Genomic DNA, 25,288 nt, shown 5'->3' on the forward strand with positions numbered 1-25,288 from the left:
ACGGGATTGAGAATCGAATACGACATCGTTATCATAAAACGGTATCGGCGGTCGCGAACTGACGGCGCAACGCGGCGACTCGAGAACGGTGCCCATTCGTCGAGCAATATCGAGATGGTCCAACGTTCACAAACATCGTTACGGTAGAAGTCGTCGCATTCTATTTCGGTTCGAATGTGAACGTTTGCTAAATTCGAGCGTAGAGCCGGAGCACCGTCGAAATATCTCGGATTTCCGGAACCGAACGAGGACATAATATCCGATTCTGAGAGGTTCGTGTTGGAGAAATATCGTCGGTAACGACCTGCTCTGGAGCCTTCAGTGAAACCCCCCGTTCGTCGATCTGCGGAATATCGCTCTTCGACGCCGCTATTCGATGAATTCGGCGACCGTTTGCAGCTATACGCGGGAGAAATCGGATATTCGTCCGAAGTACTAGGGACTACAGTCCCATTTCGGATGATTACCCACTACCCGAGACAACTATAGCGATTGTACTCTCTTGAGATAACCCTTTTATACCTGCTCTATTTTCAAGCACTCAGACATATGATCGGACAATCGTGGTCCATTAGACGAGATACGTCCGGGAAGGACCAAGGAACTCGACCGACGGCCGACAGAGGGCAACTGAGATGAGCGCACCGACCGATCCGACGGGTGCGACCGGCGCCGGTGATCGCACGTGACCGGACGTCAGTGTTCCCGACGCGACGTTCTCGCCGGAGGCTCCGCGAGCGCCCTCGCCGGACTCGCCGGCTGCGTCGCGGAAGGCGGCCTCGTCGGTCTCGGCGACGGCTCGAGCGGGCCGACGGTCGCCATCCTCGAGGACCGCTCCGGGACGTTCGCGCTGACGGGGACTGCCAAGTACCGAACGACGAAGCTGGCCATCGAGGAGATCAACCGCGACGGCGGGATCCTGGGCGAGGAGATCGACGTCTTCGCCCCGGACCCGCAGTCGGACAACATGCGCTACCAGGACCTCTCCCGGTACGCGATCTACCGGGAGGACGTCGACGTCATGTGGGCCGGCTACTCGAGCGCGACCCGGGAGGCGATCCGGCCGATCGTCAACGAACACGAGCAGCTGTACTTCTACACGACCCAGTACGAGGGCGGCGTCTGCGATAAGACCGTCTTCCCGCTGGGCGCGACGGCCCGCCAGCAACTCGGCGCGGTCGTCCCCTACATGATCGAGGAGTACGGCGACGAGATCTACACGATCGCCGCGGACTACAACTTCGGCCAGCTGTCGGGCGACTGGGTGAAGATTATCGCCGAGGAACACGGCGCCGAGGTCGTCGGCGAGGAGTACATTCCGCTGAGCGAATCGCAGTTCGGCTCGACGATCAACGACATCCGGGCGGCCGACCCCGACTTCGTGATGTCGATGCTCGTCGGCCAGGACCACTCCTCGTTCTACGAGCAGCGGCTGGCCAGCGGGCTCACCGACGTCCCGATAGGGACGTCGACGAACATGGCACAGGAGCGCGAACACCTCCGGATCGATCCGCCCGCGCTGGAGGACGTCTACGCCGGCGTCAGCTACATGGAGGAGCTGCCGACCGAACGCAACGAGGCGTTCGTCGAGCGCTACTACGACCGCTGGGACGACGCCGAGTACATCAACCAGGAGGCTCAAAACAACTACTTCTCGGTCTACCTCTACAAGGAGGCGGTCGAACGCGCGGGCACGTTCGATCAGGAGGCGGTGATCGAAGAGCTCGAGAGCGGAATCGAAGTCGAAGCGCCGGAGGGCGACGTGACGCTCGATCCGGCGACCCACCACGTCGAACACAACATGCGAGTCGCACATGCGGACGAGACCCACGAGATCTCCTTCGACGACGAGCGGACGATCGAACCGTCGTTCCTGCACGATGTCGGCTGTGATCTCACGAGCGAGGCCGAACAGACGCAGTACGAACCGGCGGACTACTACGAGGTGATCTGACCGTGGCGACACCGGAACTCCTGAACCTCGGCTTCGAGTTCGTCGAGATCTTCGCCTTCATCGTCCTCGCGACGGTGGGGCTGGCAGTGATCTTCGGCATGATGGGGATCATCAACCTCGCTCACGGCGAGTTCATCCTCGTCGGCGCCTACGCGACCTCCTTCGCCGTCGCCGCTGGCCTGCCGCTTGCGGTCGCAATGGCCGTCGGCGTCGTCGTGACCGCCGCCTTCGGACTCGTCCTCGAGCGACTCATTATCCGTCGCCTCTACGGACGGCTGCTCGACTCGATGGTCGTCACGTGGGGGATTAGCCTCGTGATGATACAGCTCACCCGGATCGCTTTCGGCAACACCGCGCCCGGCGTGGGGATCCCGTTCGGCCAGCTCCCGGTCGTCGACGGACCGACCTACTACCTCGTGCTCGCGGTCATCGCGGTCGGCGTGCTCGGCGGGCTGTACGCGCTGTTCACGTGGACCGACTTCGGCGTCCGCGCACGCGCGACGATGCAAGACGAGGAGACCGCCCGCAGCATGGGCGTCGATACTGACCGGATGTACATGGCGACGTTCGCCATCGGTTCCGGGCTCGCCGGTCTGGCCGGCGCGCTGTACGCGCCCGTGATGACCGTCACGCCCGAGTACGGGACCAGCTTCCTCGTCGAGTCGTTCGTCGCCGTCGTCGTCGGCGGCTCCTCGGTCCTCCTGGGCACGATCCTGGCAAGCGGCTTCCTCGGCACGATCAACGCCGCGTTCACGAACCTCGCCGGGACGTTCATGGGACAGGTCGCGATGCTGGTCGCCGCCATCGTCGCCATCCGCCTGATGCCCGACGGGATCACCGGACTGCTGTCCGACCTCCGCGAGAAGTGGGGTGAGAGCGAATGAGCGTCGACTCGAGCAACGGGCCGCTAGCCGGCCTCCGCCGGCCGTTCGAAGGGCCGAACACGATGGGGAACACCCCGAGCTTCTGGCTCGGTTTCGTCGCCGCCGTGGCCGTCCTCGCGGCGCTGCCGATCCTCTTCGGTTATTACGCCGCCGAGATCGGCGCCGTGTTCCTCGCGTACGCCCTGCTGGGCGTCAGCCTCGCGTTCATCTGGGGCTACTGCGGAATCCTGAGCTTCGGCCAAGTGGCGTTCTTCGGCATCGGCGGCTACGCGTTCGGCGTCGTCGCGATCAACGTGCCGACGCTGACCGGGGCGACGCTGGGGCTGCTGGCCGCGATCGCCGTCTCGACGTGCTTCGCCGCCGCGCTGGGCTACTTCATGTTCTACGGTGGCGTCCGGGACGTCTACGTGACGATCTTAACGCTCGTCGTCGCGCTGGTCCTCTATACGTTCATGGGCCAGACCGCCGGCGGCGAGTGGGCGATCGGCGACGCCCGCCTCGGCGGGTTCAACGGGATGAGCGGCGTCCCCGACCTCGGGATCGGAATCGGTTCGACCGGCCTCGAGATCGGAATTGTCGGCCACTACTACGTGACGCTGAGTGCACTCGTGGCGACCTATCTCGGGCTGCGCGCGCTGGTCAACAGCCGGTTCGGGTACGCGATGGTCGCGACCCGCGAGGACGAGAGCCGGACCGAGATGTTCGGCTACAACACGACGTTCATCAAGTTCGCCGTGTTCACGATCGGCGGCGCGATCGCCGGCCTCAGCGGCGTTCTGTTCGCGACGCAGAACAACTATATCGATCCGAGCGTCTTCGGCATCACCGCCGCCGCCCTGCCGGTCGTCTGGGCCAGCGTCGGCGGCCGGACCTCGCTTCTCGGCACCGTCGGCGCCGCGCTCGCGATCCAGTTCGTCGACTATCAGCTCGCGCTCTCGGGCAGCGAGTGGGCGCTGGTAATCATCGGCTCGCTGCTGGTGTTCGTCGTCCTCGTGATGCCCGAGGGAGTCGCGCCGCGGCTCCGCGATCTCGTCGTCAACTACCGCTCGTCCGAGCCGACGCCGGCGGACGCGCCGGCCGGCACTGAGGAGGTGAGCGACTGATGGGGACCAGTGATCCGACCGTCATGACGACGCAGGCCGTCGACGAGACCGGCGAGGGAACCTCGCGGATCCTCCAGACGCGGAACCTGCGAAAGGAGTTCGGCGGCCTCACCGCGACCGACGACGTCGACTTCGCGCTCGAGGAGGGGGAACTGCGCTGTCTCATCGGCCCCAACGGCGCGGGGAAGAGCACCTTCCTCAACCTGCTGACGGGCCAGCTCGAGCCCACGGCCGGGAAGATCTATTACGACGGTCACGACGTCACCGACCTGCCCTCGTACGAGCGGGTCGATCGCGGCATCAGCATGAAGTTCCAGGTCCCGAGCATCTACGAGGGGCTGACCGTCGCACAGAACCTGCGGATCCCGCTCCAGCAGGTCGCCGACGGCGACGCGTTCGAGGCGCGAACGCGCGAGATCCTCGAGCGCTTCGACCTGCTTACCGAGCACGATATCGTCGCCTCGAACCTCTCGCACGGCCAACAGCAGCGACTGGAGATCGGGATGGCGATGGCGCTGGAGCCGACCCTCATGTTGCTGGACGAACCGGTCGCCGGCCTCTCTGTCGAGGAGACCGCCGAGATTGCCGACCTGCTGCGGGAGATTTCGGATGACGGCGTCGCGCTGATCGTCATCGAACACGACATCGACTTCGTCGAATCGATCGCGGATCGCGTCACCGTCCTCGATCAGGGCTCGATCTTCCGCGAGGGCACCGTCGAGGCGGTCAAGAGCGATCCCGAAGTCAAGCGGATTTACCTGGGGGAAGATCACTGATGCTCGAACTCACGAACCTGCGCGCGTCGTACGGCAAGACACCGATCCTCCGCGGCGTCGACGTCGCCGTCGACGAGGGAGAGATCGTCGGCATCATGGGGAAAAACGGCGTCGGGAAGACAACACTGATCAAGGCCGTCGTGGGCCTGCTCGAGGCCGACGAGGGCACCGTCGTCTTCGACGGCGAGGACGTCACCGACGAACCGGCCGACGTCCGCGCCCGCCGCGGGATGGGCTACATTCCGCAGGGGCGGGACGTCTTCCCCGAGTTGACCGTCGAGGAGAACCTGCGGATGGGCGAGACGATCAACGAGGGTGACGACCGCCTGCAGTACGAGGCCGTCTACGACTACTTCCCGATCCTCGAGGAACGCCGCGACCAGAAGGCGGGGACGATGAGCGGCGGCCAACAGCAGATGCTCGCGATCGGGCGCGCGCTGATCGGCAACCCCGAGCTGCTCCTGCTTGACGAGCCCTCCGAGGGCGTCCAACCCTCGATCGTCCAGGACATCACGCGAGACCTGCGGAGCGTCAACGAGGAGCTCGGGACGACGATCTGCTTCGTCGAACAGAACCTCCACGTCGTGCAAAATCTCGCGGAACGCTGCTACGCCATCGACAAGGGAGAGATCGTCGACGAACTCGGTCCAGACCGCCTCGAGTCCCGCGATGCGGTGACGGAGTATCTGGCGGTGTGACCCGCCAACTCGAGCGTCGACGAGGGGACCCGCCAACTCGAGGACTGACCGACTAGGAGAACCGCGACGCGATGTCGGCCTCAGTGATGATCCCGACCGTCTCGCCGGCCTCGGTGATCATCACGGCCTTGTAGTGTTCGAGCAAGTTACTGATCTCGTCCAGCGTCGCGTCCTTCGACACCGTCGGGAAGCTCTCGCTCATGTGCTCCTCGACGGGCTCGTCGCGGGCCTCCGAATCGAGGTGGACGAGGTCGCCCTGGCTGATCGAACCGACCGGAATGCCGTCCTGGATGACGGCGAGCTGGGAGTAGGCCTCCTCCTCCATCTTCCGAGCGGCTTCTTTGACGGCGTCGTTGGGTGCGACGTTGACGACGGCCTTGTTCATCAGGTCCTCGGCGCGGACGACGTCGCTCTCGGCCTTCTCGAGGGCGTTGACGATGCGGCGCAGCGTCGAGAGCCGCGGGTCGACGTCCCCACCCTCGATTCGGGCGATCAACGGCTGGGAGACGTCGGCCGTCTCCGCAAGTTCGCTCTGGGTCAGCCCGAGTTCGGTACGGCGCTGGCGCAGATCCGCGGGCGTCGGAAGTTCCATACGGATCAATAACTGCGGGTTATCAAAAATACTTTGGTTGGGTGACTGTCCGAAGTAAGATGGGTGCGGAGTTCACGCATAAATTCTATCCTTACTGTGAATCTTGTCGAACGTCTTGATCGCCGAGACAGCCATTAAAGATTCTGCACCCCCGTAGACTCGCTACGGAAGTTTGCTGGTTCCGAACGTCGCGGGACCTTGTCGCCGTGGTTGTCCTTGAACCACTCGTTCTGGACATCAACGTCGTCGCTATCCGTATCGCGACTGTGAGCTTGAGGGTCGACGACGCACACTCGCATGAGCGCCCGTGAATTGACTGAACAACGCTGAGAGGTTCACGATGATTGACTACGAGCTGTTGTCTCGCAAGCGTATTGACGAGGATTTGAGTGTAAGATACTCCAAGTATGATTGGATATTCACACGCGCAGACTCATCAGGGAAGACGGGTTCGCGTCTACCCTCGAGCACGGGTCGACTTCTTCATCGAGTAGTCGGACAAATCCGGCCCAACAATGGTATTTCTTCTCTTGTTTTGCTTCCCCATAACAATGTCATGCGTAGTATGGGATTTAGACAGTTCTAAAACCGGAACGGTCGCCGCCATGGTGATTACCGGCCGACGCCGTCGATTGACGGCGGCAGTCAGCAGCCAAGGCGCGCTCAGTCCTCTTCTTCCGTCTCGATGATGTCGACGACCGAGAGGGGAACGTCACGCAGCGCGCCGCCGACCTCGCTCTTGGCGATTCGGGAGGCGTGTTCCTCGCTGTCGGCGTTGTACACTTCCATCTCGAGGGCCAGCCCCACGAGCGCGGTGTCGGCCGCGATGAAGGCCGAGTCGAAGGGTTCCCCGCAGGCGGGACAGCCCGTCGCGCCGACCTCGACTTCGACGTAGTCCATGTCTTCGCTGTTGAGTCGTTTCCCGGCTTCGCTGACGGCGACGCCGATCGCGTCGTCGATCTCTTCGACGTCACGAACGAGCCATGCGGCTTCCATCGCGACGAGATAATTGCCCATACGTGGTGGTCGTCCCGGGGGGTTTCCTGTCTTGCGGTTCGTCGCCGGCAGATGACCGCGTTCTCGAGCCCGGTTCGTTCTCGACGGATTCGCGACGAGCACCGGGTGCGGAGCGTCCGCGGTGGCGCGCGACCGCCGCGGGCCGGGTGCGCACGTGAGCCGAATCGTTCCCATAAGTTACGAGAATTGACCGAGTCGATTGCCGCCTGCATAGCCGTACATCGACTCGAGTACGCCTCTATTTGTCCGCTCTACAACTTCAATTGAATCGCAAGCAGGCGTCGACCTAATTCCTGCCGGTCGATCGTTATAGTCAACTAACTACAAGAAGGCTTATATATACCCGTCGTCTGGCCATGGCTGAACGTCGATGATATCCCGCGTGTACCACGCGACCCTGTTCGCCCTGTACCAACTGTGCATCCTGACCGGCATCGTCGCGATGCCGCTCGCGATCGCCGCCCGCCAGGCCGGCGTCACGCTACCGATCCACCGCGTCCTCGCGAACGTCGAGGACGCCCTCGAGGCCAAACAGCACGAGGAGTAATCGAAACCGTCCAGACTGACATCGAAAGCGCTGTTTCTGTCGGCTCTCGCCTCGAGAGCCACCGGTTCGGAAAGCGGAAACCCCCGAGGTGACCGCCGGTGTTTTATACCGTGCCGGTCGTAACGTTTCGTCAATGCGAGCACCTCAGCATAATTCGGACTTCTCTCGTACCGTCGACCAGTTGGCCGACGATCCGAACCCCTACGAGCCCGAAATCGGGTCGATGCCCCAGAACGACCTGACGCGGGCCGACCTCGACAACGTCAACAAGACCGGGACGACGACGATCGGTATCTCGACGGCCGACGGCGTCGTCATCGCGACGGACATGCGCGCCAGCCTCGGCGGCCGATTCGTCTCGAACAAGAACGTCCAGAAGGTCGAGCAGATCCACCCGACCGGTGCGCTCACGCTCGTCGGCTCGGTCGGCGGCGCCCAGTCGTTCATCTCGAGTCTCCGTGCCGAGGTCAATCTCTACGAGTCCCGCCGCGGCGAGCAGATGAGCATCGACGCGCTCGCGACGCTGGCGGGCAACTTCGCCCGCGGCGGCCCGTTCTTCGCTATCCACCCGATTCTGGGCGGCGTCGACGCGGAGGGCAGCCACGTCTACAGCATCGACCCCGCCGGCGGCGTCATGGAGGACGACTACACCGTCACCGGCTCCGGGATGCAACTCGCCTACGGTCACTTAGAGCAGGCCTACGAGGAGGACATGTCCAACGAGGAAGCCGTCTCGGTCGCGGCCCACGGCATCAAGTCCGCCGTCGAGCGCGACACCGGCTCCGGCAACGGTGTCTTCCTCTGTGAGATCACCGACGAGGGCGTCGACATCCACGGCCACCACGACTTCGACGAAGTCCTGTAAGTCGGCTCGAGGCGAGCGAATTCCGATTTTCGCCGTTATCCGTTGGCAGAGCCGCGGCTCCGTTCGACGCGGTAGCCGTTCGGTATCGATCGTTGCAGAACCGAGAGAAAAATTCGGATTCGGGAGGGACGCGACGCAGTTACTCGAGCCGAGTCGCCTGCTCGAGCTGGAACTCCGAGACCTGGGGTTCGGCGAGTTCGGTCGCGCGTCCCGTCTCGCTCGAGCGGTAGATCGCGTCGATGACCCGCTGGACGGTCAGGGCCTCCTCGACGGTGTTCGTCTCAGGCGCCGCGCCCGCAGCGATCGCTGCGAGGAACTGTTCGTCCTGTTCCGCGTAGCCGGTCACCGACTCGTCGCCGGTCATCGTCACGTCGGCGTAGTGATCGCCGCCGGCGGTGCCGGCCTCGAGGATGTTGAGGGTGGTGTCGCCGATGTCGAACTGCGCGCCGGCCTCGGTGCCGCGCACGCGGAAGTCCATGCTCTCCTCGCGGTTGGTCGCCCAGGCGGCCTCGAGCGAGATCGTCTGGCCCTCGGCGGTGCGGATGAAGGCGCTGACGGAGTCGTCGACCTCGTAGGTCTCGGCTTCGGCGTCCCAGTTGTCGCCGAAGCCCTCGGGGTCGGCGTACTCCGCGTCGGTGCCGAAGGTTGTCCGGGTGATCCCCGACACTTCGGTGATCTCCGGGAAGTCAAGCGCATAGAGGGCGAGGTCGAGCGCGTGGACGCCGATGTCGAGTAAGGCGCCGCCGCCGGCGAGTTCTGGGTCCGTAAACCACGAGCCGGGGCCGGGGACGCCTCGCCGCCGGACGTAGTTGGCCTCGACGTGGGTGAGGTCGCCGAAGCGGCCGCGGGCGTGTTGTTCGTCGAACATGGCCATCGACGCGGCGTGGCGGTTGTGGAAGCCGACCATACAGATTCCGTCCGCGCGCGCGGCGGTGCGTGCGACTCGCTCGGCGCTCTCTATCGTGTGGGCCAGCGGCTTCTCGACGAGCACGTGACAGCCGGCCTCGAGAGCGTCGACGGCGATCGGTTCGTGGAACCGGTTGGGCGTCGTCACGATGACGGCGTCGACGTCGTCCTCGACGACCATCTCCTCGTGGGTCTCGTAGGTTCGCGCACCGAACTCGTCGGCGAAGCGCCGGCGTTGGGCCTCGACGAGGTCCGTACCTGCGACGACATCGGCACCGAGGTCGGAGATACTGCGCGCGTGCAGGTGACCCATCCCGCCCAGACCGACGATTCCGACACCGATCTCGTCGCCGATCATCGCGAAACCTCCGATTGAGGGGCAGTCCGGGAGGAGACGGTAGCAGAAACGGGCGATTTCGATGACATTTGTGTGCGGTCCCAGTCCATAGAGAGAAGCGGTCGGCGATCGAAATAAGGGTTGTGACCGATTAATCTGTACAATCGTCTTGTCTTTCAATCAGAATTATACGATTACTGCCCGTATCAGCGGGACAGAATAGTATAATTGTATCCGTAAACCAGACTGTCACGCGCCAGTATCACCTCAGCTAAGGGCGTTCGCGATGACGCCCGCCCGATGGCCGACGTTACGATCTGGAACGAGTTCCGTCACGAGCGCGAGGACGACGAAATTGCGGCCGTCTATCCGGACGGGATCCACGCGACGATCGCCGACGCGCTCAGCGCCGACGGCGCCGATCGAGAGGACACAGCCGATCACACGATCCGTACCGCAACGCTGGACGAGCCGAAGCACGGCCTTCCGGCGGACGTCCTCGAGGAAACCGACGTCCTGCTGTGGTGGGGCCACGAGGCTCACGACGAGGTTTCGGATGACGTTGTCGACCGCGTTCAGGAGCGGGTCCTCGAGGGAATGGGTCTGATCGTTCTTCACTCGGGTCACTACTCGAAGATCTTCAAGCGGCTCATGGGAACCACCTGCAACCTCCAGTACCGCGAGGACGGCGCGACCGAACGGCTCTGGGTCGTCGATCCCGGCCACCCGATCGCCGACGGCCTCGACGAATCGATCGAACTCCCGCAGACGGAGATGTACGGGGAGCCGTTCGACGTTCCCGAGCCCGATCGGCTGGTGTTCACCAGCTGGTTCGAAGGCGGCGAGGTGTTCCGCAGCGGCTGTTGCTACCGGCGAGGCAGCGGCCGGATCTTCTACTTCCGGCCGGGCCACGAAGAGTATCCGATCTACGAACACGAGGACGTTCGGCGCGTGCTCCGCAACGCCGTCGATTGGGCGACACCGACGGAGGGCGCGCCGCGGACGTTCGGCAAACGGGACTGAACTCGGGTGAATTTCGTCCAAGCGGGGACCACTGGGCTAGAACGTCTGTCTACCCTCGTCGGTGACGACGCTCTCGAGCAACTCGATCGGCGTCGCGTCGTAGTTGGGGTTTTCGACGGCGAAGCCCTCCGCGGGCTCCGGCATCACTTCGCTGCCCGACCGAAACTCGTTCTCGAAGACGAACCCCTCGCTGACGATCTTCGACGCCGAGCCGAGGACGGTGACGGGGACGTCCAGTCGCGCGGCCGTCGACGCGAGCGGGAACGTCCCGACGCGGTTGTACAGCGTGTCCTCGACGATGCAGTCCATGCCGACGACGACGCGGTCGCACTCCTCGAGGTAGACCCCGTGGGCGCTGTCAGTGATCAGCGTCGTCTCGACGCCGTCGAGGTCCGCGAGCGCCCGCGCCGTCTTGCGTCCGATAAAGCGGGGCCGGGCCTCGGTGACGTAGACCTCGAACTGCTTGCCGTCGGCGGTCGCCCGCTCGAGGGCCTCCAGCACGGTCGAGGAGTAGTCGTGAGTCAGCAGCGTCGCGCCGTCCTCGAGGAGGTCGGCGGCGTTCTCGGCCGCGAGGTCCTTCCCTGACTCGACCCGCGAGACGACCGCGTCGATCTTGTCCCGGGTGTACTGTTTGGCCTCCTCGACGCTGTCGTGATCGGCGTCGGAGACGTCATCGACGACTTCCCGGACCGCGTTCTGCAGCGAGGCGTGGGAGGGGTTCGCGCGTCGGAGCACCGAGCCGTTGCGCTCGAGGGCGCGCGTGTACTCCTCAACGGTAGCGAACTCTCGCTCGAGCAACTCCTCTAGGGCCCGCGTCGCGCGGACGGCCACCACCGAGGAGCTGTGGGTCTGCATCTCCTGGATCTGCTCGACCGTCTCGTCGATCATACCTGCACGAATTCCCGTCAGGGAGAAAGGTGTTCGGGTGTCGGTAGCGGCCGCGGCCGGTCAGTCTGCGGATTCGAAGCCGAAGATGCGCCGTAACTCCGCTTCGATTCTCATGACGAGTTCCTCGAGGACGGTGTCGAACTGCTCGGGCTTGCCGACGGCGCTTCGGACCTCCTCGACGCGCTCGTCGGGCAGTTCGATCCGGAACTTGCCGTCTCCCTCATAGAACGGCTCGCTCTCGCTCAGAACGTTCCGATCGATCGCTTTGAGGATCTCGGAGTCGTAGCGGCCGTGTAGTTGGTTGTAGGCGTTGGAGTAGGCCTCCTGGAGTTCCTCGAAGTAGTGGACGTACTTGTCCTCGAACTTCTCGGGGTCGAACTCGGTCATGGTCGGTTGTGGGCCAGCAGGCGGGTAAACGGTTCGGGACCGCTTTGGAGACTCATCTCGAGCGACGTTCGGCGACTCGAGGTATCACAAATCACTCGAATCATCCCTGCTATCGTGGCGACGGGGAATTGCCACGCCCTCCCCAGCCGACTGCGGTCCTCACTCACGGGTCGTCCCTCCCCGTTCGTTGCGGTCCTCATCCACTGGAAGACGCAATGCGTCTTCCAAGCCTTCACTCACTCCGTTCGCGAAGACCTCGCACGAGTCGTTGATCGCTCCTCGCTGTCACTCGGACCGATTGACAGCGCGCGCCACCGTCCGTCGGATGCGCTCTCCGCGACCGCAGACTTACGTCCTCGAGTCCCATAGAACCGCCGATGACCGTCACCGTTCGCTACACCTGTCCCCACTGCAACGCAGTCGTCAGCCTCGAGCGGCCGCCGGATCTGGCGGATCGGTCGGTCACGAAGAGCCCGCAGCCGGGGTGGGAGTACGCCGACCCGGACGATCCGGGCCGCGAATCGGCCGACGGCATCGAATTTCTCTGCGGTGAGGACGGACCCGTCACCGACCTCGAGGGCGAGCCGGTCGAGGGCTGCGGGCGACCGTTCTACCTGAACTTCGTCCGCTACGAGCAGGGGGTCGAGCTCGAGCCGGATCCGCCGACCTACGGCGGGCCGCGGTTCGATTTCAACGCCTGAGACGGGTTCGCGGTCGCGCGGATCGGTTCGTAGACCGGTTCGCGCCGAGTCGTCGCCTCGAGACCGACAGGGGCCTATACCCGCGGTTCCGATCCTCGAGTCGAGTATGTCGTGGTATCTCCTGGTGCTCGCGGGACTGTTCGAAGTCGGCTGGGCGATCGGGCTCGGGTACTCCGACGGGCTCTCGCGGCCGCTCCCGACGCTCGCCACCGTCGTCTCCCTCGTCATCAGCATGGGGCTGTTGGCCCTGGCGGTCAGAGACCTCCCGGTAGGAACGGCCTACGCGGTCTGGACGGGGATCGGCGCCGTCGGGACCGCGTCGCTCGGGATCGTCCTCTTCGACGAACCCGTGTCTGCGGCTCGAGTCGGCTTCCTCAGCGTGATCGTCGTCGGGATCGTCGGGCTGCACCTCACCGGCGGCCACTGACGACCGACCGGCGGCGGTCCGCGGTGCGACTTCAACGCGTAGACGGTGCGCATCGGTCACAGACAGCGTTCGCGCGGCCAATTTGCTGGTGCGGTCTTTTTGGACCAGCTTTTTGCAAGGGCTCGAGCGAACGAAGTGAGCGAGCGCCCGCAGGAAAAAGGTGGGAACACAACCCTTTTCGACGCCCGGAAGTAGCTAGTTACATGGACGAAGCCGCCGTTCGCGACCGCCTCCGGACGGTCGAAGATCCGGAACTCGGCGACGACATCGTTTCGCTCGGACTCGTCAACGACATCACCGTCGACGGCGAGCAGGTCGATATCGATCTCGCGCTGGGGGCGCCGTACTCACCCACCGAGACCGATATCGCCGGCGAGGTACGGGAACTGCTCCTTGAGGAGGGTCTCGAGCCGGACCTCTCGGCGAGCGTGCCCGACCGGGACGACGTCGCCAACGAGGACCAGGTGCTGCCGGGCGTCAAGAACGTCATCGCCGTCGCCTCCGGGAAGGGTGGCGTCGGCAAGTCGACGGTCGCCGTCAACCTCGCGGCCGGCCTCTCGCGGCTGGGCGCCAACGTCGGCCTCTTCGACGCCGACGTCTACGGCCCGAACGTGCCACGGATGGTCGACGCCGACGAGCCGCCGATGGCGACTGAGGACGAGACGCTCGTGCCCCCCGAGAAGTACGGCGTGAAGCTGATGAGCATGGCCTTCCTCACCGGCGAGGACGACCCCGTCATCTGGCGCGGCCCGATGGTCCACAAGGTCATCACCCAGCTCACCGAGGACGTCGAGTGGGGCCACCTCGACTACCTCGTCATCGACCTCCCGCCGGGGACCGGTGACACCCAGCTGACGATGCTCCAGACCATGCCTGTCACGGGTGCAGTCATCGTCACGACGCCCCAGGACGTCGCCCTAGACGACGCTCGGAAGGGCCTCGAGATGTTCGCCAAACACGACACCGTCGTGCTCGGCATCGCCGAGAACATGTCGACGTTCTCCTGTCCCGACTGCGGTGGCGAGCACGACATCTTCGGTTCCGGCGGCGGCCGGGAGTTCGCCGACGAACACGAGATGCCGTTCCTGGGCTCGATCCCGCTCGACCCGGCCGTCCGCGAGGGCGGTGACGGCGGGAAGCCGACCGTCCTCGAGGACGAGAGCGCCACCGGCGACGCCTTCCGGACGATCACCGAGAACGTCGCGAACAACACTGGGATCGTCCACCGGCGCGGCGTCTCCCAGACCAGACGGAACGAGGCGGCCTCGGCCGATCGATGACGGCGGACGACAACCCCGACTCGACGGACGAATCGGACACACCCGAGTTCGAGCCCGATCCCGAACGCGTGGCGGCGCTCCGCAACGTCGCCGACGACATCCGCGGGGAAACCAGCGAGAGCAAGCAACTCGCTAACATCCTCTACCGGACTAGCGACCTCTACGATCCCGACGAGGAGACCACGCCCGAGGAGATCGTTCGCAACGTGAAGTTCATCCTCGAGGTCACCGAACGCGGTGGCCTCGATCGCTGAACCGCGACGCCGCTTCGCGGACCGGTTTTTCGACCGTCTTCGCCGGCTGTTCATTTCGTCCCCTCGTTTCTCGTCAGCCGTTCGTTTCTCCTTCCTATTCCTCGCCGATGTGCCCGAGCGAACGACCGAGAGCCGGATTGCCCGCGATAGCTATGGCTCCGATGACAGGATATCGAGAAACCACCCGCTGATACTCTGATGAATTTCTACGACATTCTGTGGTATCAAATGGTTCCTAAAACCATTTAGGGACAGCGCTTATACGAGTCGCCGTCGTTCTCGCGGGTAGGTACCAGGGACGGCAATTACCCGTCACTGCGCCCTCGACACCATGACCGACGCAACCACGCCCATCGAAGCCACGTTCGAACTGCAGCGCCAGTCGATCAAACAGAGCCAGCAGCTGTTCGAGCAGGGGCTCGAGTTCCAGGAGAACGCGATGGAGACGATGCTTCGCAACGGGATGGCGGCCCAGCGAAGCGCCCAGCGCCAGGGCACCGAACTCGCCCGCCGGTTCCTCGACGCCCAGCTCGAGGCCCTCGAGGACGCCATCGACGAGGACGCCTACGACGTCCGGTCGACCGTCGACGAGGGATTCGAAGAGAGTACGGCACAGACCAAGCAGGCGTTTAACGAAGGGTTCGAGCAACACGCCGAACTGGTCCAGCGGATGCTTCACGCGCAGTTCGACGCCCTCGACTCCGTGATGAACGGCGACGAGTTCAACGTTCGCTCGGCCGTCAACGACGGCTTCGACGAGTTCGAGCACACCCAGGACGAGGCCTGGGAGGAGCTCGAGGACGGCTTTCTCGAGGCCGTCGACGAACTGACCGCCCAGCAACAGCAGGTGCTCGCCGACTCGACGCAGTCGATGCTCGAGGCCCAACAGGAGACCGAACAGCAGACCGTCGAGGGCGTCCGCCGCGCCGAGGAGGCCGCCGAGACGGTCCAACAGCAGACCGAAGACGTCGCTGATACCGTCCAGCAGTCCACCGAAGCGGTCGCACAGACGGCCCAGGAGTCGACCGAGTCGGTCGCCCGGACGAGCCAGCGCGGCGCGCAGGACCTGGTCGGCGAGGCCGCCGAAGCGACCGAGAGCACCGTCGTCGAAACCACGAACGCGATTGAAACCGCGACCGAGGAAGGAGCCGACGCGACCGAGCAGAACCTGCAGGCCCTCGAGGGCGTCGGACAGACCTATGCCGAGCGACTGGCAGACGCGGGCATCGAGACTATCGCCGACCTCGCGAGCACGCAGGCCGAGACCGTCGCCGACGCCGCCGAAATATCCGAGGACCGCGCTTCGGAGTGGATTCAGGCGGCCCAGTCCCAGGCGTAGTCGGGCCCGACAGTCGCGTCACTTTTGGGCGCCTCCCTCGAGACTCGAGTGTGGACGCGAATCAACAGTCTCGGGCGAACCCGTTCGGCATGGACGAGGAGTGTCGGAACTGTCCGGCGCTCTGTGAGACGCGCACGCAGGTCGTCCACGGCTACGGCGACGTCGACGCGGACTTTCTGTTCGTCGGCGAGCGACCGACCGCGAGCGCGGACGCGATCGGCGTCCCGTTCGCTGCGGAGGCGGCCGACGGGGCGGCCGCCGAGGGAACCGAGTCGGAGACGACCCTCCGGCGAATGCTCGAGCGGCTCGGGCTCTGCGATTCGACGTCGCCGGCCGACGAGCCGGTCCTCGAGAACGTCTACCTGACGAACCTCACGCGCTGTCGCGATCCCGATCGACGGCCGACGGACGAGGAGATCGGCAACTGCGATCCCTACCTCAACGCCGAGATTCGGATGATCAACCCCGAGATCCTCGTCCCCGTCGGCGAGCGACCGCTGCGGGAGCTCGGCGTGGAATACACGACAACGCCGGCCGACGACCTCGCGCTGCCGGACGACCACGCCGTACGGATCCGCGGCCGCGGGTTCGAACTCGTGCCGATGGTCGATCCCCGCGAACAGTCCGACGCGCAGACGCAGGCGTGGCTCGAGGAGTTCGTCGACCTGATGGCGTCGGACTACCGCCAGACGAAGGGGCGACGCGAGCGGTAAGCGATCGACTCATCACCAGTACGGGTTGGCGAGCCACTCGCGGGATCGCGCGCCGAGGGCGGCCAGCGCGCCGACCGCGACGACGACGACCGCGAGCACGCCAAGAAGCGGCGCGAGGTAGTCGCCGGAGCCGAGCAGGGTGCTGTCGGCGAAGCTCCAGACGCCGAGCGCCGCCAGCAGGACGACCGTCAGGACGCCGAGCAGACCGACCGGTCCGGGAATCGACCGCGGGAGCGTTTGCTCTTCCATAGCCGAGTGCTGTCGGTCCACCACCATAATTCGTCCGCCGGCGGCGCAAGCGGCGGGGTCGCGCTGGCGAAAGCGCCGCGTTCAAGAGTCGCGTCCGCGGAGAACCGTGTATGATCGTCGTCGTTCCGGTCGATCCGCCTCGAGAGGGTCTCGTCCTGTCGTCGCTCGTCGACGAAACGCCGCTGTCGGCCGCCGACGCCGTCGCGCTCTACGAGGCCGCCGTCGCCGACGTCTGCTGGGCCGTCGCCGAGAGCGGCGGCGACCTGCTGGTCAACTACCGCGACGCGGAGACGCTGCCCGACGAGTTCGCCAACGCCGACTCCGATCCCGAAGCCGAGGTCCGCACGCTCGTCATCGACGCGCTCGGGGAGGACGCCATCGCCGGCGACGGCGACCGCGACGCGGGCGTCCGATTCGAACGCCAGGTCGGCTCGAGTCGCGATGCGCGGATCGGCAACACCGTCAGCCACCTTCTCGAGCGCGAGGGCGCCGACAGCGTCGGCGTTCTCGAACCCACGGCGCCGCTGGTTCGGCGAACCGAGATCGACGGCGTGGCGATGTCTGTCCGGCGCCACGAGGTCGTCCTCGGGCCGTCCGCCGAGGGACGAACCTACCTCGCCGGCTTCCGGGAGGCGATCGACTTCGCCGACGCGTACGCGACGCCGGAGGTAACCACGCTGGCAACTCGAGCCACGGACGCGGGTTTCGGGGTCGGATTCGCCCCCATGCTCCCGACCGTCGACACGCCCGCGGGACTTCGCTCGACGCTCGCGCTGCTTGAGGCGCGACGCCTCGCGGACCAGCCGGGCAGCGAGGCGACGGCTGCCGTCGTCGACGAACTGGGACTTGCGATCGGGGACGACGGTTCGCTCGAGCGATCGTAACCGACAACACTTTTTGAACGTACGGAGAAGGTGACGATGAGGTGGGGTAGCGAAGCGGCCTAACGCGCCTGCCTTGAGAGCAGGTGGCTGTATAGCCTCATGGGTTCAAATCCCATCCCCACCGTATTTTGCCGCGAACAATCTCGTGAGTGGCAAATACGAAACGTTGGGATTTGAATCAGGGAGGAGCTTCGCTCCGACCGTGGTTCAAATCCCATCCCACCGGATTTTGCCGCAAGTGGCGATTCCCGCATCGCGAGTTACGGAGTTCGCTTGCAGCGAATCAAAGGCGATACCAACCGAACAACCGATATGCTCTCCGCCTCGAGCGCCGTAACCGATCCCGGTCTCGTCAACGCCCTCGCCGCGGTGTTCGCGGTCGCCCTCGCACTGGTCCACGTCTTCGCCGGCCGACTGCGTCATCTCGAGGCGATCCCGCGCAGCCGGTGGCTGTCGATAGCGGGTGGCGTCTCGGTCGCGTACGTCTTCGTTCATATCCTCCCCGACGTCGGGGCAGCCGCCGAGGCGATCGACGAGAGCAACACCGTCCTCGCCACCGTGGATCACCACGTCTATCTCGTCACACTCGTCGGGTTCGCCGCCTTCTACGGCCTCGAGCGGTTCGCCATGGTGAGAGCCGACACCGAGAGCGAAGGGGGTGGGAGGGGTGGCGCCGCCGTCGATGCCAACGACTCGAGGGCCGTCGCCGACGGTTCGGAACCGGAGCCCGACGGCGTCTTCTGGCTCCACGCGGGCTCGTTTGCCGCCTACAACGCGCTCATCGGCTATCTGCTCGTCCACCGCGAAGAGCCGGGCGTCGAGAGCTTGACGCTGTTTTTCGTCGCAATGGCGCTGCACTTCCTCGTGAACGATTTCGGCCTCCGCGAGCACCACGGGCGAATCTACCACCGCTACGGTCGGTGGCTGCTCGCGGCGGCCGTGCTGTTCGGGCTCGCCGTCGGCTACGTAACCCCGATCGGGGAGTTCGCCGTTGCGCTCCTGTTCGCGTTCCTCTCCGGCGGGATCATCCTCAACGTCATCAAGGAGGAACTCCCCTCGGAACGCCGGAGTCGGTTCTGGGCCTTTGCCGTCGGCGCCGCGGGTTACACCCTGCTGTTGCTCGCCGCGTAGCGGTCGAACTACCGGCGAGCCCGCGGGAGCGATCGTTCGGAGACGGAGCGGCGTGCAGTCGCACACCTGTCGTTTTTGCCTCGGACCGGTGAGAGACCCACTATGTACGCGTTCCGCGAGTGGGGCAGTCGTCGTGTCGTCTGGATCGGTCTCGGCCTGCTCATCGCCCTCGCGATCGCCGTCGCCCTCCGAGCCTACTTCGGGACGTTCCTCTTCGCGATCTTCCTCTACTACGCCACCCGACCGCTCTACCGACTACTCGATCGCCGTCTCGAGCACCCGACCGTCACGGCGACGATCACGATTCTGGCCGTCGTCGTCCCCATGGTTGCCGTCGTCGGCTACGCGGGATTCGCGGCCCTGCAGGAACTCGACCGGTTCCTTGCCGCGAGCAATCTCGAGACGTATCGATCGGCTCTCGACCCGTACCTCTCGCTGGCTCGCAATGGGAACGTCGGACGGCTCCGGGAAACGGTCGCGTCGGACACGGGCCGGTCGATCGCCTCGGAGCTCCGGCAGGGCCTCCCGAGCGTCCTCGGTCAACTGTCCGCTGCCGCGGGCTTCGTCGTCGGGGTCCTCGTTCGGGTGTTCCTCATGCTCACGTTCCTCTTTTATCTCCTGCGGGACGACTCGAAGCTCGGCCGCTGGTTCGCGGACAGCGTCGACCACGACGATCAGGTCGTCTCGTACCTCGAGGCGGTCGACGACGACCTCGAGACGATCTTCCTCAGCAACCTCGCGGTCGTCGGGGTCGCGGGGGCCATGGCCGCCGTCACCTACCTCGTCCTGAACCTCGTCGCGTCGGGTACCGTCGTCGGCACGCCGGTGTTGCTGGCCGTCCTGATCGGAATCGGGACGCTGATCCCCGCGGTCGGGATGAAGATCGTCTACGTCCCGTACGGCCTCTATCTGGTCGGCCTCGCGATCGCGACGTCGGTGCCGTTCTGGCAGCCGATCGCCTTCTTCGTCCTCTCGTTTACGATCATCGACACCGTTCCGGACTTCTTCGCCCGATCGCTGCTCTCCGCGCGCAGCGGCGTCCACATGGGACTGGTCCTGCTGGGGTACTTCCTCGGGACGCTGGCGTTCGGCTGGTACGGGCTCTTCCTCGGGCCGATCATCGTCGTGCTAGCGGTCCACTTCGCCCACCGGATCTTTCCCGACCTCGCGAGCGCGGCCCTCGCCGAGTGACCGTCGGCCTCGAGTCTCCCGTCGGCTGACGGCACGCCCTCGTTGCATCTGTCACCCCCGTAACTATGTGGCCGGCGTGACGATTCCAGGGTATGAGCGATGTCGTCACTGCGAACGCGGTCGACGGACGACCGTCCGCCGACGAGGACGAGACGCGGACAGCCGTCCCCTCGTGTTCGGCGCCGGTTCCGGTCGCGGTATCGATCTCCGGATACGAATCGGCTCGCAGATCGCCTCGAGTCGGGAGGGAACGGCGATGGTAGACCTCGTCGCCGACCTCGCGCGGCTGTTCGGGGCGTTCGTGCTGGTCGCCCTGAACGGCTTTTTCGTCGCCGCGGAGTTCGCCTACGTCCGCGTACGCTCGTCGGCCGTCGAGCAGGCGGTCGCGGAGGGCCGCGCCGGGTCGGGGATCCTACAGGAGGCCGTCGATAACTTGGACGACTACCTCGCGACCACCCAACTGGGGATCACCATCGCCTCGCTGGGGCTGGGGTGGCTCGGAGAACCGGCGGTCGCGGCCTTGCTCGAGCCGGTGCTCGCGCCCGTGCTTCCCGAGAGCGCGCTCCACCTCGTCGCCTTCGCCATCGGCTTCAGCTTCATCACGTTCCTGCACGTCGTCTTCGGCGAACTCGCGCCGAAGACGATATCGATCGCCCGGGCCGAACGCGTGGCCCTGCTGGTCTCGCCGCCGATGAAGTTCTTCTACACGATCTTCATCCCCGGGATCATCGTCTTCAACGGGGCGGCCAACGCCTTCACGCGGCTGATCGGAATCCCGCCGGCGTCGGAGACTGACGAGACGCTCTCCGAGGAGGAGATCCGGACCGTCCTGAGCCGCTCCGGACACGAGGGCGAGATCGATACCGGCGAGGTGGAGATGATCGAACAGGTCTTCGAACTCGACGACACGACCGTGCAGGAGGTGATGGTGCCCCGCCCCGATGCCGTCACCATCACCGGCGATCTGTCGCTCTCGGAGCTTCGATCACTGATCCTCGAGGAGGGACACACCCGCTATCCGGTGCTCGACCCCGACGAGGACGACCAGGTGGTCGGCTTCGTCGACGCCAAGGACGTGTTGCGAGCGGGCGAGTCCGACGGCGACCTCGAGCGCGTGACGGTCGACGAGGTCACCCGCGAGATGCCGGTCGTTCCGGAGACGACCCGCGTCATCGATCTCTTAGAGCAGTTCCAGGGGGACCGGGCCCAGATGGCCGCGGTCATCGACGAGTGGGGCGTCTTCGAAGGGATCGTCACCGTCGAGGACGTCATCGAGGTGGTCGTCGGCGACCTCCGCGACGGGTTCGACGCCGACGAGCCGTCGATCGATCGCCGCGACGACGGCGCGTACGTCATCGACGGCGCCGTCACCGTCTCCGCGGTCAACGACCGACTGGACGCCGACCTCGAGAGCGACGAGTTCGGTACCATCGGCGGACTCGTGTTGGATCGGCTGGGCCGGGCCCCCGAGATCGGCGACCACGTCGAAGTCGACGGCTACGCCCTCGAGGTCAAGGACATTGAGGGTGCCCGAATCGCGTCGCTCATCGTTCGCGAGAATCCGCGCGCCGAGGAGTCGACCGACTAGGGGCGTCGCCGACGCTACCGACGAAGACGGGGCGCCGCAAAAATCGAACTCGCCGACCTCAGTCGACGCTTACTGGTAGGAGAGCTCGAGGTCGCGAGCGCGCTCGAGCAGGTCGGTGTCGTAGTACTCCTCGGTCTGTCCCGGACGCATCTCGTCGATCGCGCGGACCTGTTCGACGGTGTTCTTGAAGTTCTTGAACGTTGCCTCGTCGACCATCTGGCCGTCGAGCGTGACCGCGCCGGTGCCCTCGCGCTTGGCCTCGTTGAAGCGCTCGATCTTGCTCACGTCGCGCTCGAGTTCCTGGGGCGTCGGCATGTGGATGGTGTTGGCCTGGATCGTCTGCTTCGGATAGAGCGACCAGGAGCCGTCGAGGCCGAGGCGGGCCTCGTGTTCGACCTGATCCGCGTACTCGTCGGCGTTGTAGTAGGTCAGGCCGGCCCGTTCCTTGAACAGATCGTCGAAGGGACCGCCGATCGAGACGAGGCCGGCGGCGCTGGCCTCGTTGGACATCGCCTCGAGGAGGCCGTCCCAGCGCGGGCGGCCGTCGCCGAGGTCGCGGCCGCCGAGTTCGGCGGTGTAGTCGACGGGCCCGAAGACGAGCCCGGTGAGTCGGGAGTCCTCGCCGAACATCGTGATCTCGCGCAGGTCGGAACGAGCGCGGCCGGTCTCGACGATGATCGAGAGGCCGATCGAGCCGTCGGCGTAGCCGTGTTCGGCCTCGGCTTCCGCGACGACCTCGGCGGCGCGCCGGACGTCCTCGAGGCGGCCGACCTTGGGGACGACGACGCCGTCGATCTCGTCGCCGATCTCGCCGACGAGGCGATCGATCTGGTTGCGGCCCTTCTCGCGGTACTCCTCGTCCTCGTAGCTCCACTCGACGCGGGGCCAGATCTCCCCGGGGAAGTCGTGTTCAGGGACTTTCTCGATAGTGTTCTCGAGGCCCTCCGCTTTCATGTTCGGCGCCGTGCCGTCCTCCATGTCGGGAACGAGCCAGTCGGGCGCCTGAAAGCCCTCCGCGGTGAGCGCGGAGACGAGGTACTTCGCCGAGTCGTCTTTCGGAACGGCGGCCGGTGCGGTCTGGAAGGTTCGACAGAGTCGGATGTCGTCGGTCATGTGTCTGGATCTGGGTGGATCTGCGGTCGGTATCGGTTGGTTGCGGTCGACGGCGGTCGGTATCGATCGTTCGCGGTCGGTTCCCTGTTCGATCGGATTAGCTGGGGCGCTTCCGGATCTCCGCGGTTCGCGTGCCGGAGTAGACGGGTTCGTCGTCCTGGTTGAACGCGATGTGTTCGAACCGGACGGTACCCGCCTCGTCGCTCGAGGCATCATTTTCGGCCTCGAGAACGCGCGTAAACGCGTAGACGGTGTCACCGACCGCGACGAACGTGTGGAACGATTCGTCGTCGAAGCCGACCTCGCGCCAGGTCTCCTCGTCCGAGCGGGCGTGACCCAGCGCGGTTGAGCGGGTGACGTCGCCGTAGGTGACGATGTCGCCTGACGGCGAGTCGCTCATCACGTCGACGTTGTGGTGTTGTTTGGCCGTGTTGAGCGTCGCCAGCGGCAGCGAGGCGACGGTGACGTCGTCCTGCGTGCGGCCGCGCTCGTGGCGGTAGGCGACGGCCGCGTTCTCGTCGCCGGCTTGCTCGAGCGCTTCGACGAAGTCCTCGAAGTAGCCGCCCTCGGGAGCGACGAACTCCTCGGGGAGGTCGGGACCGTTGTCTTCGCTCTCCTCGGCGGCCGCGGCTCCGCTCCCGTCCGTCGCAACCGGCTCGCGCCGCGGGATCATGTTCGTCCGTTCGTAGGAGCAGAGCACCTCGCCGGTCTCGGCATCCGTCCCGCGGGTGTGCCAGGAGACGATCCCGTACTCGGGCCGGGAGTTCGAGGTCGCGCAGTTGACGACCTCGCTCTCGACGTGGAGTTCGGCGCCCGCGTAGACGGGCGTGTCGGGGAACCGGACGTCAGTCCGGCCGAGGAAGTAGCCCCCCTTCTCGCTCAGGTCCTCGACAGTGATCCCCAGCGTCGCGGCGGTGAGATAGTCCGGGTGGATCGGCGGTTCGTCGAAACCGCGGGCTTCGGCGGCGTCGGTCCGCCAGTAGGCAGGGTCGTGGTTGAGCGTCTGGCTCATCCACTGCTCGTTACCGAAGCGCGTGAGGGTGAGGCCGGGGTCGTGTTCGATGACGTCCCCCTCTTCGAAGTCCTCGAAGCAGTTGCCCTTCTCCTTCGTATCGGCTCGCTCGAGCGCCTGTGCGAACGTGTCTGGGTCGGTCCAGTCAGTCATCTGCGGTCACCTCGTCCGTCTCGCTCCCGGTCCGTCGCTGTTGGCGATTCCGTCGTGCGATCGTCCGTCGCATCTCGTTTTCGACGATCATGTAGCCCTCGTCGAAGCCCATCCCGGGCTTGGCCAGCACCTGCGCGGCGTCGGTCGCGAGCGCGACGTGGGCGCAGGCCCGCGCGGAGGTCTCCGTCTCGTTGCAGGTGCCGCCCAGATAGGCGCGGGTTTCCGTCCCCTCGCAGTAGCGAACCGCCTGCCCGCTGCGATGGATTCCGCCGAGATCGGGGGTCTTGACCTGCACGAGGTCCGCAGCCTCGGCGTCGACGAACGCCTGCACGTCCTCGAAGGTGTTGCACCACTCGTCGGCGACAATGTCGACGCCGACGTCGGCCTCAGCCAGCCCCTCGCGGAGTTCGACCATCGCCGCGATCTGATCCTCGCGGTCGCCGACGTCCATCGGCCCCTCGATCTGGATCGGGTACGGTGCGGCCGCGTCCTCGAGGGCCGCAAAGTAGTCGACGACCTCGTCGCGGTCGTAGGGCGCGCCGAAGACCTCCCCGATCATGCCGTACACGTCGATATGGAACCGGGGCTCGTAGCCCTCCGGTCCGAGTTCCTGCGAGCGCTCGGTGAGCCACTCGACGTACTCGAGGAGCGTCTCGCCGTTCTCGCCGATCTTCTCGACGCTGTTGATGAGGGCGTGGGGGAGCACGGGGACGCCCTTGACGAACATCTTCTCGGTGTTGTTGTAGCGGTCGTCGCCGGACTGACCGAAGACGGGCACCGGCTCCGTGGCGGGCTCGGTGCCCAAGGCGTCGGCCAGCACGTCCGTGCGCGTGGTGTGCTGGGCTTCGGCGGCCGCGGACAGCAGGGCCTGCGAGACGCCGTAGCGGATCGCCGTGTGGAGCCGGTCGCCGTCTACGTGCATGTTCTCGAGCGTCTCCGCGTTCTCGAGGAAGTCGGTCGCGTCGCGGCCCTCGAGTTCGTCGGCGACGGGGCCGGAGACGACGGGAGCGTACTCCTCCGCCTGGAAGAGTGGATCGCGCCCGCCGGCGCCGGAGTACTGGACCGCGGCGCAGTCGCCGCGCACGACGGTTCCGTCGGCGAGTTCGATATCGACGATGATCGTCTCGCCGGCCTGGCGAATCTCGTCGAAGCCGTCGGTGACGGGCTCGCCCTCGTAGGTGAACCCGTCCTGCTGTGCGCCCCGCTTGATCGCGCGCTGGTCGTCGAAGAAGAACCCGGAGTAACCGGGCGTCGCGTGGACTCCTGTGATTTCCAT

Annotated in this window: 27 protein-coding genes and 1 tRNA gene; 19 read left to right on the forward strand and 9 right to left on the reverse strand. The window is 65.4% G+C overall.

Annotated elements, in window-relative coordinates:
* Positions 1 to 685: 685 nt before the first annotated feature.
* From EH209_RS14105 to EH209_RS14125, 5 genes are read left to right on the forward strand one after another with little or no spacing between them, the layout of a single operon-like run.
* A complete protein-coding gene (locus EH209_RS14105) occupies positions 686 to 1,954 on the forward strand; it encodes an urea ABC transporter substrate-binding protein (protein ID WP_126663487.1) in 1,269 nt (422 codons plus the stop codon).
* A 2-nt stretch (positions 1,955 to 1,956) separates the two neighbouring features.
* Positions 1,957 to 2,838: an urea ABC transporter, permease protein UrtB gene (urtB, locus tag EH209_RS14110; RefSeq protein WP_126663488.1), complete on the forward strand. Its 882-nt coding sequence runs from the start codon at positions 1,957 to 1,959 to the stop codon at positions 2,836 to 2,838.
* A complete protein-coding gene (locus EH209_RS14115; RefSeq protein ID WP_126663489.1) occupies positions 2,835 to 3,941 on the forward strand; it encodes an ABC transporter permease subunit in 1,107 nt (368 codons plus the stop codon). Before urtB ends, EH209_RS14115 begins: the two co-directional genes overlap by 4 nt.
* Positions 3,941 to 4,717: an ABC transporter ATP-binding protein gene (locus tag EH209_RS14120; protein ID WP_126663490.1), complete on the forward strand. Its 777-nt coding sequence runs from the start codon at positions 3,941 to 3,943 to the stop codon at positions 4,715 to 4,717. The genes EH209_RS14115 and EH209_RS14120 overlap by 1 nt, the downstream gene beginning before the upstream one ends.
* Complete coding sequence (locus tag EH209_RS14125; RefSeq protein ID WP_126663491.1) at positions 4,717 to 5,415, forward strand: ABC transporter ATP-binding protein; 699 nt, start codon at positions 4,717 to 4,719, stop codon at positions 5,413 to 5,415. The genes EH209_RS14120 and EH209_RS14125 overlap by 1 nt, the downstream gene beginning before the upstream one ends.
* A 52-nt stretch (positions 5,416 to 5,467) precedes the next feature.
* Here EH209_RS14125 and EH209_RS14130 read toward each other — a convergent pair whose 3' ends face one another.
* Together EH209_RS14130 and EH209_RS14135 are read right to left on the reverse strand one after the other, a co-directional pair.
* On the reverse strand, positions 5,468 to 6,007 hold the full coding sequence (locus tag EH209_RS14130; RefSeq protein ID WP_126663492.1) for a CBS domain-containing protein: 540 nt from the start codon (positions 6,005 to 6,007) through the stop codon (positions 5,468 to 5,470).
* 663 nt (positions 6,008 to 6,670) lie between these two features.
* A complete protein-coding gene (locus EH209_RS14135; RefSeq protein ID WP_008896827.1) occupies positions 6,671 to 7,024 on the reverse strand; it encodes a DUF555 domain-containing protein in 354 nt (117 codons plus the stop codon).
* Positions 7,025 to 7,394: 370 nt separating this feature from the next.
* Between EH209_RS14135 and EH209_RS24100 the strand changes: the two genes are divergently transcribed.
* The gene (locus EH209_RS24100; protein WP_164722049.1) at positions 7,395 to 7,571 is read left to right on the forward strand and encodes a hypothetical protein; all 177 of its coding nucleotides are present in this window, start codon (positions 7,395 to 7,397) and stop codon (positions 7,569 to 7,571) included.
* Between the two features lie 133 nt (positions 7,572 to 7,704).
* A complete protein-coding gene (gene psmB, locus EH209_RS14140; protein WP_126663493.1) occupies positions 7,705 to 8,436 on the forward strand; it encodes an archaeal proteasome endopeptidase complex subunit beta in 732 nt (243 codons plus the stop codon).
* Positions 8,437 to 8,575: 139 nt separating this feature from the next.
* Here the strand turns inward: psmB and EH209_RS14145 are convergent, their stop codons facing one another.
* Positions 8,576 to 9,700 carry a Gfo/Idh/MocA family protein gene (locus EH209_RS14145; protein WP_126663494.1) on the reverse strand — a complete coding sequence of 375 codons (1,125 nt, stop codon included), beginning with the start codon at positions 9,698 to 9,700 and terminating at the stop codon, positions 8,576 to 8,578.
* A 279-nt stretch (positions 9,701 to 9,979) separates the two neighbouring features.
* On the opposite strand from EH209_RS14145, the gene EH209_RS14150 reads away from it, so the two are divergent.
* A complete protein-coding gene (locus EH209_RS14150) occupies positions 9,980 to 10,702 on the forward strand; it encodes a ThuA domain-containing protein (protein WP_126663495.1) in 723 nt (240 codons plus the stop codon).
* A gap of 36 nt (positions 10,703 to 10,738) precedes the next feature.
* On the opposite strand, the gene EH209_RS14155 is transcribed toward EH209_RS14150, so the two are convergent.
* Entirely contained in the window at positions 10,739 to 11,590 is an 852-nt protein-coding gene (locus EH209_RS14155) for a translation initiation factor eIF-2B (RefSeq protein ID WP_126663496.1), read from the reverse strand.
* Between the two features lie 60 nt (positions 11,591 to 11,650).
* Positions 11,651 to 11,977 carry a DUF5783 family protein gene (locus EH209_RS14160; protein ID WP_126663497.1) on the reverse strand — a complete coding sequence of 109 codons (327 nt, stop codon included), beginning with the start codon at positions 11,975 to 11,977 and terminating at the stop codon, positions 11,651 to 11,653.
* Between the two features lie 377 nt (positions 11,978 to 12,354).
* Between EH209_RS14160 and EH209_RS14165 the strand changes: the two genes are divergently transcribed.
* From EH209_RS14165 to EH209_RS14190, 6 genes are all read left to right on the forward strand, one after another.
* Positions 12,355 to 12,678, forward strand: coding sequence for a hypothetical protein (locus EH209_RS14165; RefSeq protein ID WP_126663498.1), 324 nt, complete (start codon positions 12,355 to 12,357; stop codon positions 12,676 to 12,678).
* Between the two features lie 106 nt (positions 12,679 to 12,784).
* Positions 12,785 to 13,105 carry a quaternary ammonium compound efflux SMR transporter SugE gene (sugE, locus tag EH209_RS14170; protein WP_008896835.1) on the forward strand — a complete coding sequence of 107 codons (321 nt, stop codon included), beginning with the start codon at positions 12,785 to 12,787 and terminating at the stop codon, positions 13,103 to 13,105.
* Positions 13,106 to 13,308: 203 nt separating this feature from the next.
* Entirely contained in the window at positions 13,309 to 14,385 is a 1,077-nt protein-coding gene (locus tag EH209_RS14175) for an Mrp/NBP35 family ATP-binding protein (RefSeq protein ID WP_126663499.1), read from the forward strand.
* On the forward strand, positions 14,382 to 14,639 hold the full coding sequence (locus EH209_RS14180; RefSeq protein ID WP_126663500.1) for a hypothetical protein: 258 nt from the start codon (positions 14,382 to 14,384) through the stop codon (positions 14,637 to 14,639). The genes EH209_RS14175 and EH209_RS14180 overlap by 4 nt, the downstream gene beginning before the upstream one ends.
* Before the next feature lie 331 nt (positions 14,640 to 14,970).
* A complete protein-coding gene (locus EH209_RS14185; RefSeq protein WP_126663501.1) occupies positions 14,971 to 15,978 on the forward strand; it encodes a helix-hairpin-helix domain-containing protein in 1,008 nt (335 codons plus the stop codon).
* A gap of 89 nt (positions 15,979 to 16,067) precedes the next feature.
* Positions 16,068 to 16,691, forward strand: a complete 624-nt coding sequence (locus tag EH209_RS14190) for a uracil-DNA glycosylase (protein ID WP_126663614.1) — start codon at positions 16,068 to 16,070, stop codon at positions 16,689 to 16,691.
* 12 nt (positions 16,692 to 16,703) lie between these two features.
* Here EH209_RS14190 and EH209_RS14195 read toward each other — a convergent pair whose 3' ends face one another.
* Entirely contained in the window at positions 16,704 to 16,940 is a 237-nt protein-coding gene (locus EH209_RS14195; RefSeq protein WP_126663502.1) for a hypothetical protein, read from the reverse strand.
* A 110-nt stretch (positions 16,941 to 17,050) separates the two neighbouring features.
* Here EH209_RS14195 and EH209_RS14200 point away from each other — a divergent pair, with 110 nt between their 5' ends.
* From EH209_RS14200 to EH209_RS14220, 5 genes are all read left to right on the forward strand, one after another.
* Positions 17,051 to 17,824, forward strand: a complete 774-nt coding sequence (locus EH209_RS14200; protein ID WP_126663503.1) for a hypothetical protein — start codon at positions 17,051 to 17,053, stop codon at positions 17,822 to 17,824.
* Positions 17,825 to 17,864: 40 nt separating this feature from the next.
* A tRNA-Ser gene (locus tag EH209_RS14205) sits at positions 17,865 to 17,948 on the forward strand.
* 188 nt (positions 17,949 to 18,136) lie between these two features.
* Complete coding sequence (locus EH209_RS14210) at positions 18,137 to 18,955, forward strand: hypothetical protein (RefSeq protein ID WP_126663615.1); 819 nt, start codon at positions 18,137 to 18,139, stop codon at positions 18,953 to 18,955.
* 102 nt (positions 18,956 to 19,057) lie between these two features.
* Entirely contained in the window at positions 19,058 to 20,146 is a 1,089-nt protein-coding gene (locus EH209_RS14215; RefSeq protein ID WP_126663504.1) for an AI-2E family transporter, read from the forward strand.
* Positions 20,147 to 20,402: 256 nt separating this feature from the next.
* A complete protein-coding gene (locus EH209_RS14220) occupies positions 20,403 to 21,734 on the forward strand; it encodes a hemolysin family protein (RefSeq protein ID WP_126663505.1) in 1,332 nt (443 codons plus the stop codon).
* Between the two features lie 69 nt (positions 21,735 to 21,803).
* Here the strand turns inward: EH209_RS14220 and citE are convergent, their stop codons facing one another.
* The 3 genes from citE to EH209_RS14235 form a co-directional block, all read right to left on the reverse strand.
* Positions 21,804 to 22,847 carry an L-malyl-CoA/beta-methylmalyl-CoA lyase gene (gene citE, locus EH209_RS14225; protein ID WP_126663506.1) on the reverse strand — a complete coding sequence of 348 codons (1,044 nt, stop codon included), beginning with the start codon at positions 22,845 to 22,847 and terminating at the stop codon, positions 21,804 to 21,806.
* Positions 22,848 to 22,944: 97 nt separating this feature from the next.
* Positions 22,945 to 24,012 (reverse strand): 2-methylfumaryl-CoA hydratase, encoded by a 1,068-nt coding sequence (gene mch, locus EH209_RS14230; protein WP_126663507.1) that lies wholly within the window; start codon positions 24,010 to 24,012, stop codon positions 22,945 to 22,947.
* Positions 24,005 to 25,288, reverse strand: coding sequence for a methylaspartate ammonia-lyase (locus EH209_RS14235; protein ID WP_126663508.1), 1,284 nt, complete (start codon positions 25,286 to 25,288; stop codon positions 24,005 to 24,007). Before EH209_RS14235 ends, mch begins: the two co-directional genes overlap by 8 nt.

The sequence above is a fragment of the Haloterrigena salifodinae genome (genome assembly GCF_003977755.1).
GTDB classification, from domain to species: Archaea; Halobacteriota; Halobacteria; order Halobacteriales; family Natrialbaceae; genus Haloterrigena; species Haloterrigena salifodinae.

What these genes read in the sequence shown, in the direction of transcription:
- EH209_RS14115 (WP_126663489.1), top strand. Translation starts at nt 2,835, where the DNA reads ATGAGCGTCGACTCGAGCAACGGGCCGCTAGCCGGCCTCCGCCGGCCG.
- EH209_RS14220 (WP_126663505.1), top strand. Translation starts at nt 20,403, where the DNA reads ATGGTAGACCTCGTCGCCGACCTCGCGCGGCTGTTCGGGGCGTTCGTG.
- EH209_RS14135 (WP_008896827.1), bottom strand. Translation starts at nt 7,024, where the DNA reads ATGGGCAATTATCTCGTCGCGATGGAAGCCGCATGGCTCGTTCGTGAC.
- EH209_RS14155 (WP_126663496.1), bottom strand. Translation starts at nt 11,590, where the DNA reads ATGATCGACGAGACGGTCGAGCAGATCCAGGAGATGCAGACCCACAGC.
- sugE (WP_008896835.1), top strand. Translation starts at nt 12,785, where the DNA reads ATGTCGTGGTATCTCCTGGTGCTCGCGGGACTGTTCGAAGTCGGCTGG.
- EH209_RS14120 (WP_126663490.1), top strand. Translation starts at nt 3,941, where the DNA reads ATGGGGACCAGTGATCCGACCGTCATGACGACGCAGGCCGTCGACGAG.
- EH209_RS24100 (WP_164722049.1), top strand. Translation starts at nt 7,395, where the DNA reads ATGATATCCCGCGTGTACCACGCGACCCTGTTCGCCCTGTACCAACTG.
- EH209_RS14160 (WP_126663497.1), bottom strand. Translation starts at nt 11,977, where the DNA reads ATGACCGAGTTCGACCCCGAGAAGTTCGAGGACAAGTACGTCCACTAC.
- EH209_RS14210 (WP_126663615.1), top strand. Translation starts at nt 18,137, where the DNA reads ATGCTCTCCGCCTCGAGCGCCGTAACCGATCCCGGTCTCGTCAACGCC.
- EH209_RS14185 (WP_126663501.1), top strand. Translation starts at nt 14,971, where the DNA reads ATGACCGACGCAACCACGCCCATCGAAGCCACGTTCGAACTGCAGCGC.
- EH209_RS14175 (WP_126663499.1), top strand. Translation starts at nt 13,309, where the DNA reads ATGGACGAAGCCGCCGTTCGCGACCGCCTCCGGACGGTCGAAGATCCG.
- EH209_RS14180 (WP_126663500.1), top strand. Translation starts at nt 14,382, where the DNA reads ATGACGGCGGACGACAACCCCGACTCGACGGACGAATCGGACACACCC.
- EH209_RS14150 (WP_126663495.1), top strand. Translation starts at nt 9,980, where the DNA reads ATGGCCGACGTTACGATCTGGAACGAGTTCCGTCACGAGCGCGAGGAC.
- EH209_RS14195 (WP_126663502.1), bottom strand. Translation starts at nt 16,940, where the DNA reads ATGGAAGAGCAAACGCTCCCGCGGTCGATTCCCGGACCGGTCGGTCTG.
- citE (WP_126663506.1), bottom strand. Translation starts at nt 22,847, where the DNA reads ATGACCGACGACATCCGACTCTGTCGAACCTTCCAGACCGCACCGGCC.
- EH209_RS14235 (WP_126663508.1), bottom strand. Translation starts at nt 25,288, where the DNA reads ATGGAAATCACAGGAGTCCACGCGACGCCCGGTTACTCCGGGTTCTTC.
- EH209_RS14130 (WP_126663492.1), bottom strand. Translation starts at nt 6,007, where the DNA reads ATGGAACTTCCGACGCCCGCGGATCTGCGCCAGCGCCGTACCGAACTC.
- mch (WP_126663507.1), bottom strand. Translation starts at nt 24,012, where the DNA reads ATGACTGACTGGACCGACCCAGACACGTTCGCACAGGCGCTCGAGCGA.
- psmB (WP_126663493.1), top strand. Translation starts at nt 7,705, where the DNA reads ATGCGAGCACCTCAGCATAATTCGGACTTCTCTCGTACCGTCGACCAG.
- EH209_RS14125 (WP_126663491.1), top strand. Translation starts at nt 4,717, where the DNA reads ATGCTCGAACTCACGAACCTGCGCGCGTCGTACGGCAAGACACCGATC.
- EH209_RS14190 (WP_126663614.1), top strand. Translation starts at nt 16,068, where the DNA reads ATGGACGAGGAGTGTCGGAACTGTCCGGCGCTCTGTGAGACGCGCACG.
- EH209_RS14200 (WP_126663503.1), top strand. Translation starts at nt 17,051, where the DNA reads ATGATCGTCGTCGTTCCGGTCGATCCGCCTCGAGAGGGTCTCGTCCTG.
- EH209_RS14145 (WP_126663494.1), bottom strand. Translation starts at nt 9,700, where the DNA reads ATGATCGGCGACGAGATCGGTGTCGGAATCGTCGGTCTGGGCGGGATG.
- EH209_RS14215 (WP_126663504.1), top strand. Translation starts at nt 19,058, where the DNA reads ATGTACGCGTTCCGCGAGTGGGGCAGTCGTCGTGTCGTCTGGATCGGT.
- EH209_RS14165 (WP_126663498.1), top strand. Translation starts at nt 12,355, where the DNA reads ATGACCGTCACCGTTCGCTACACCTGTCCCCACTGCAACGCAGTCGTC.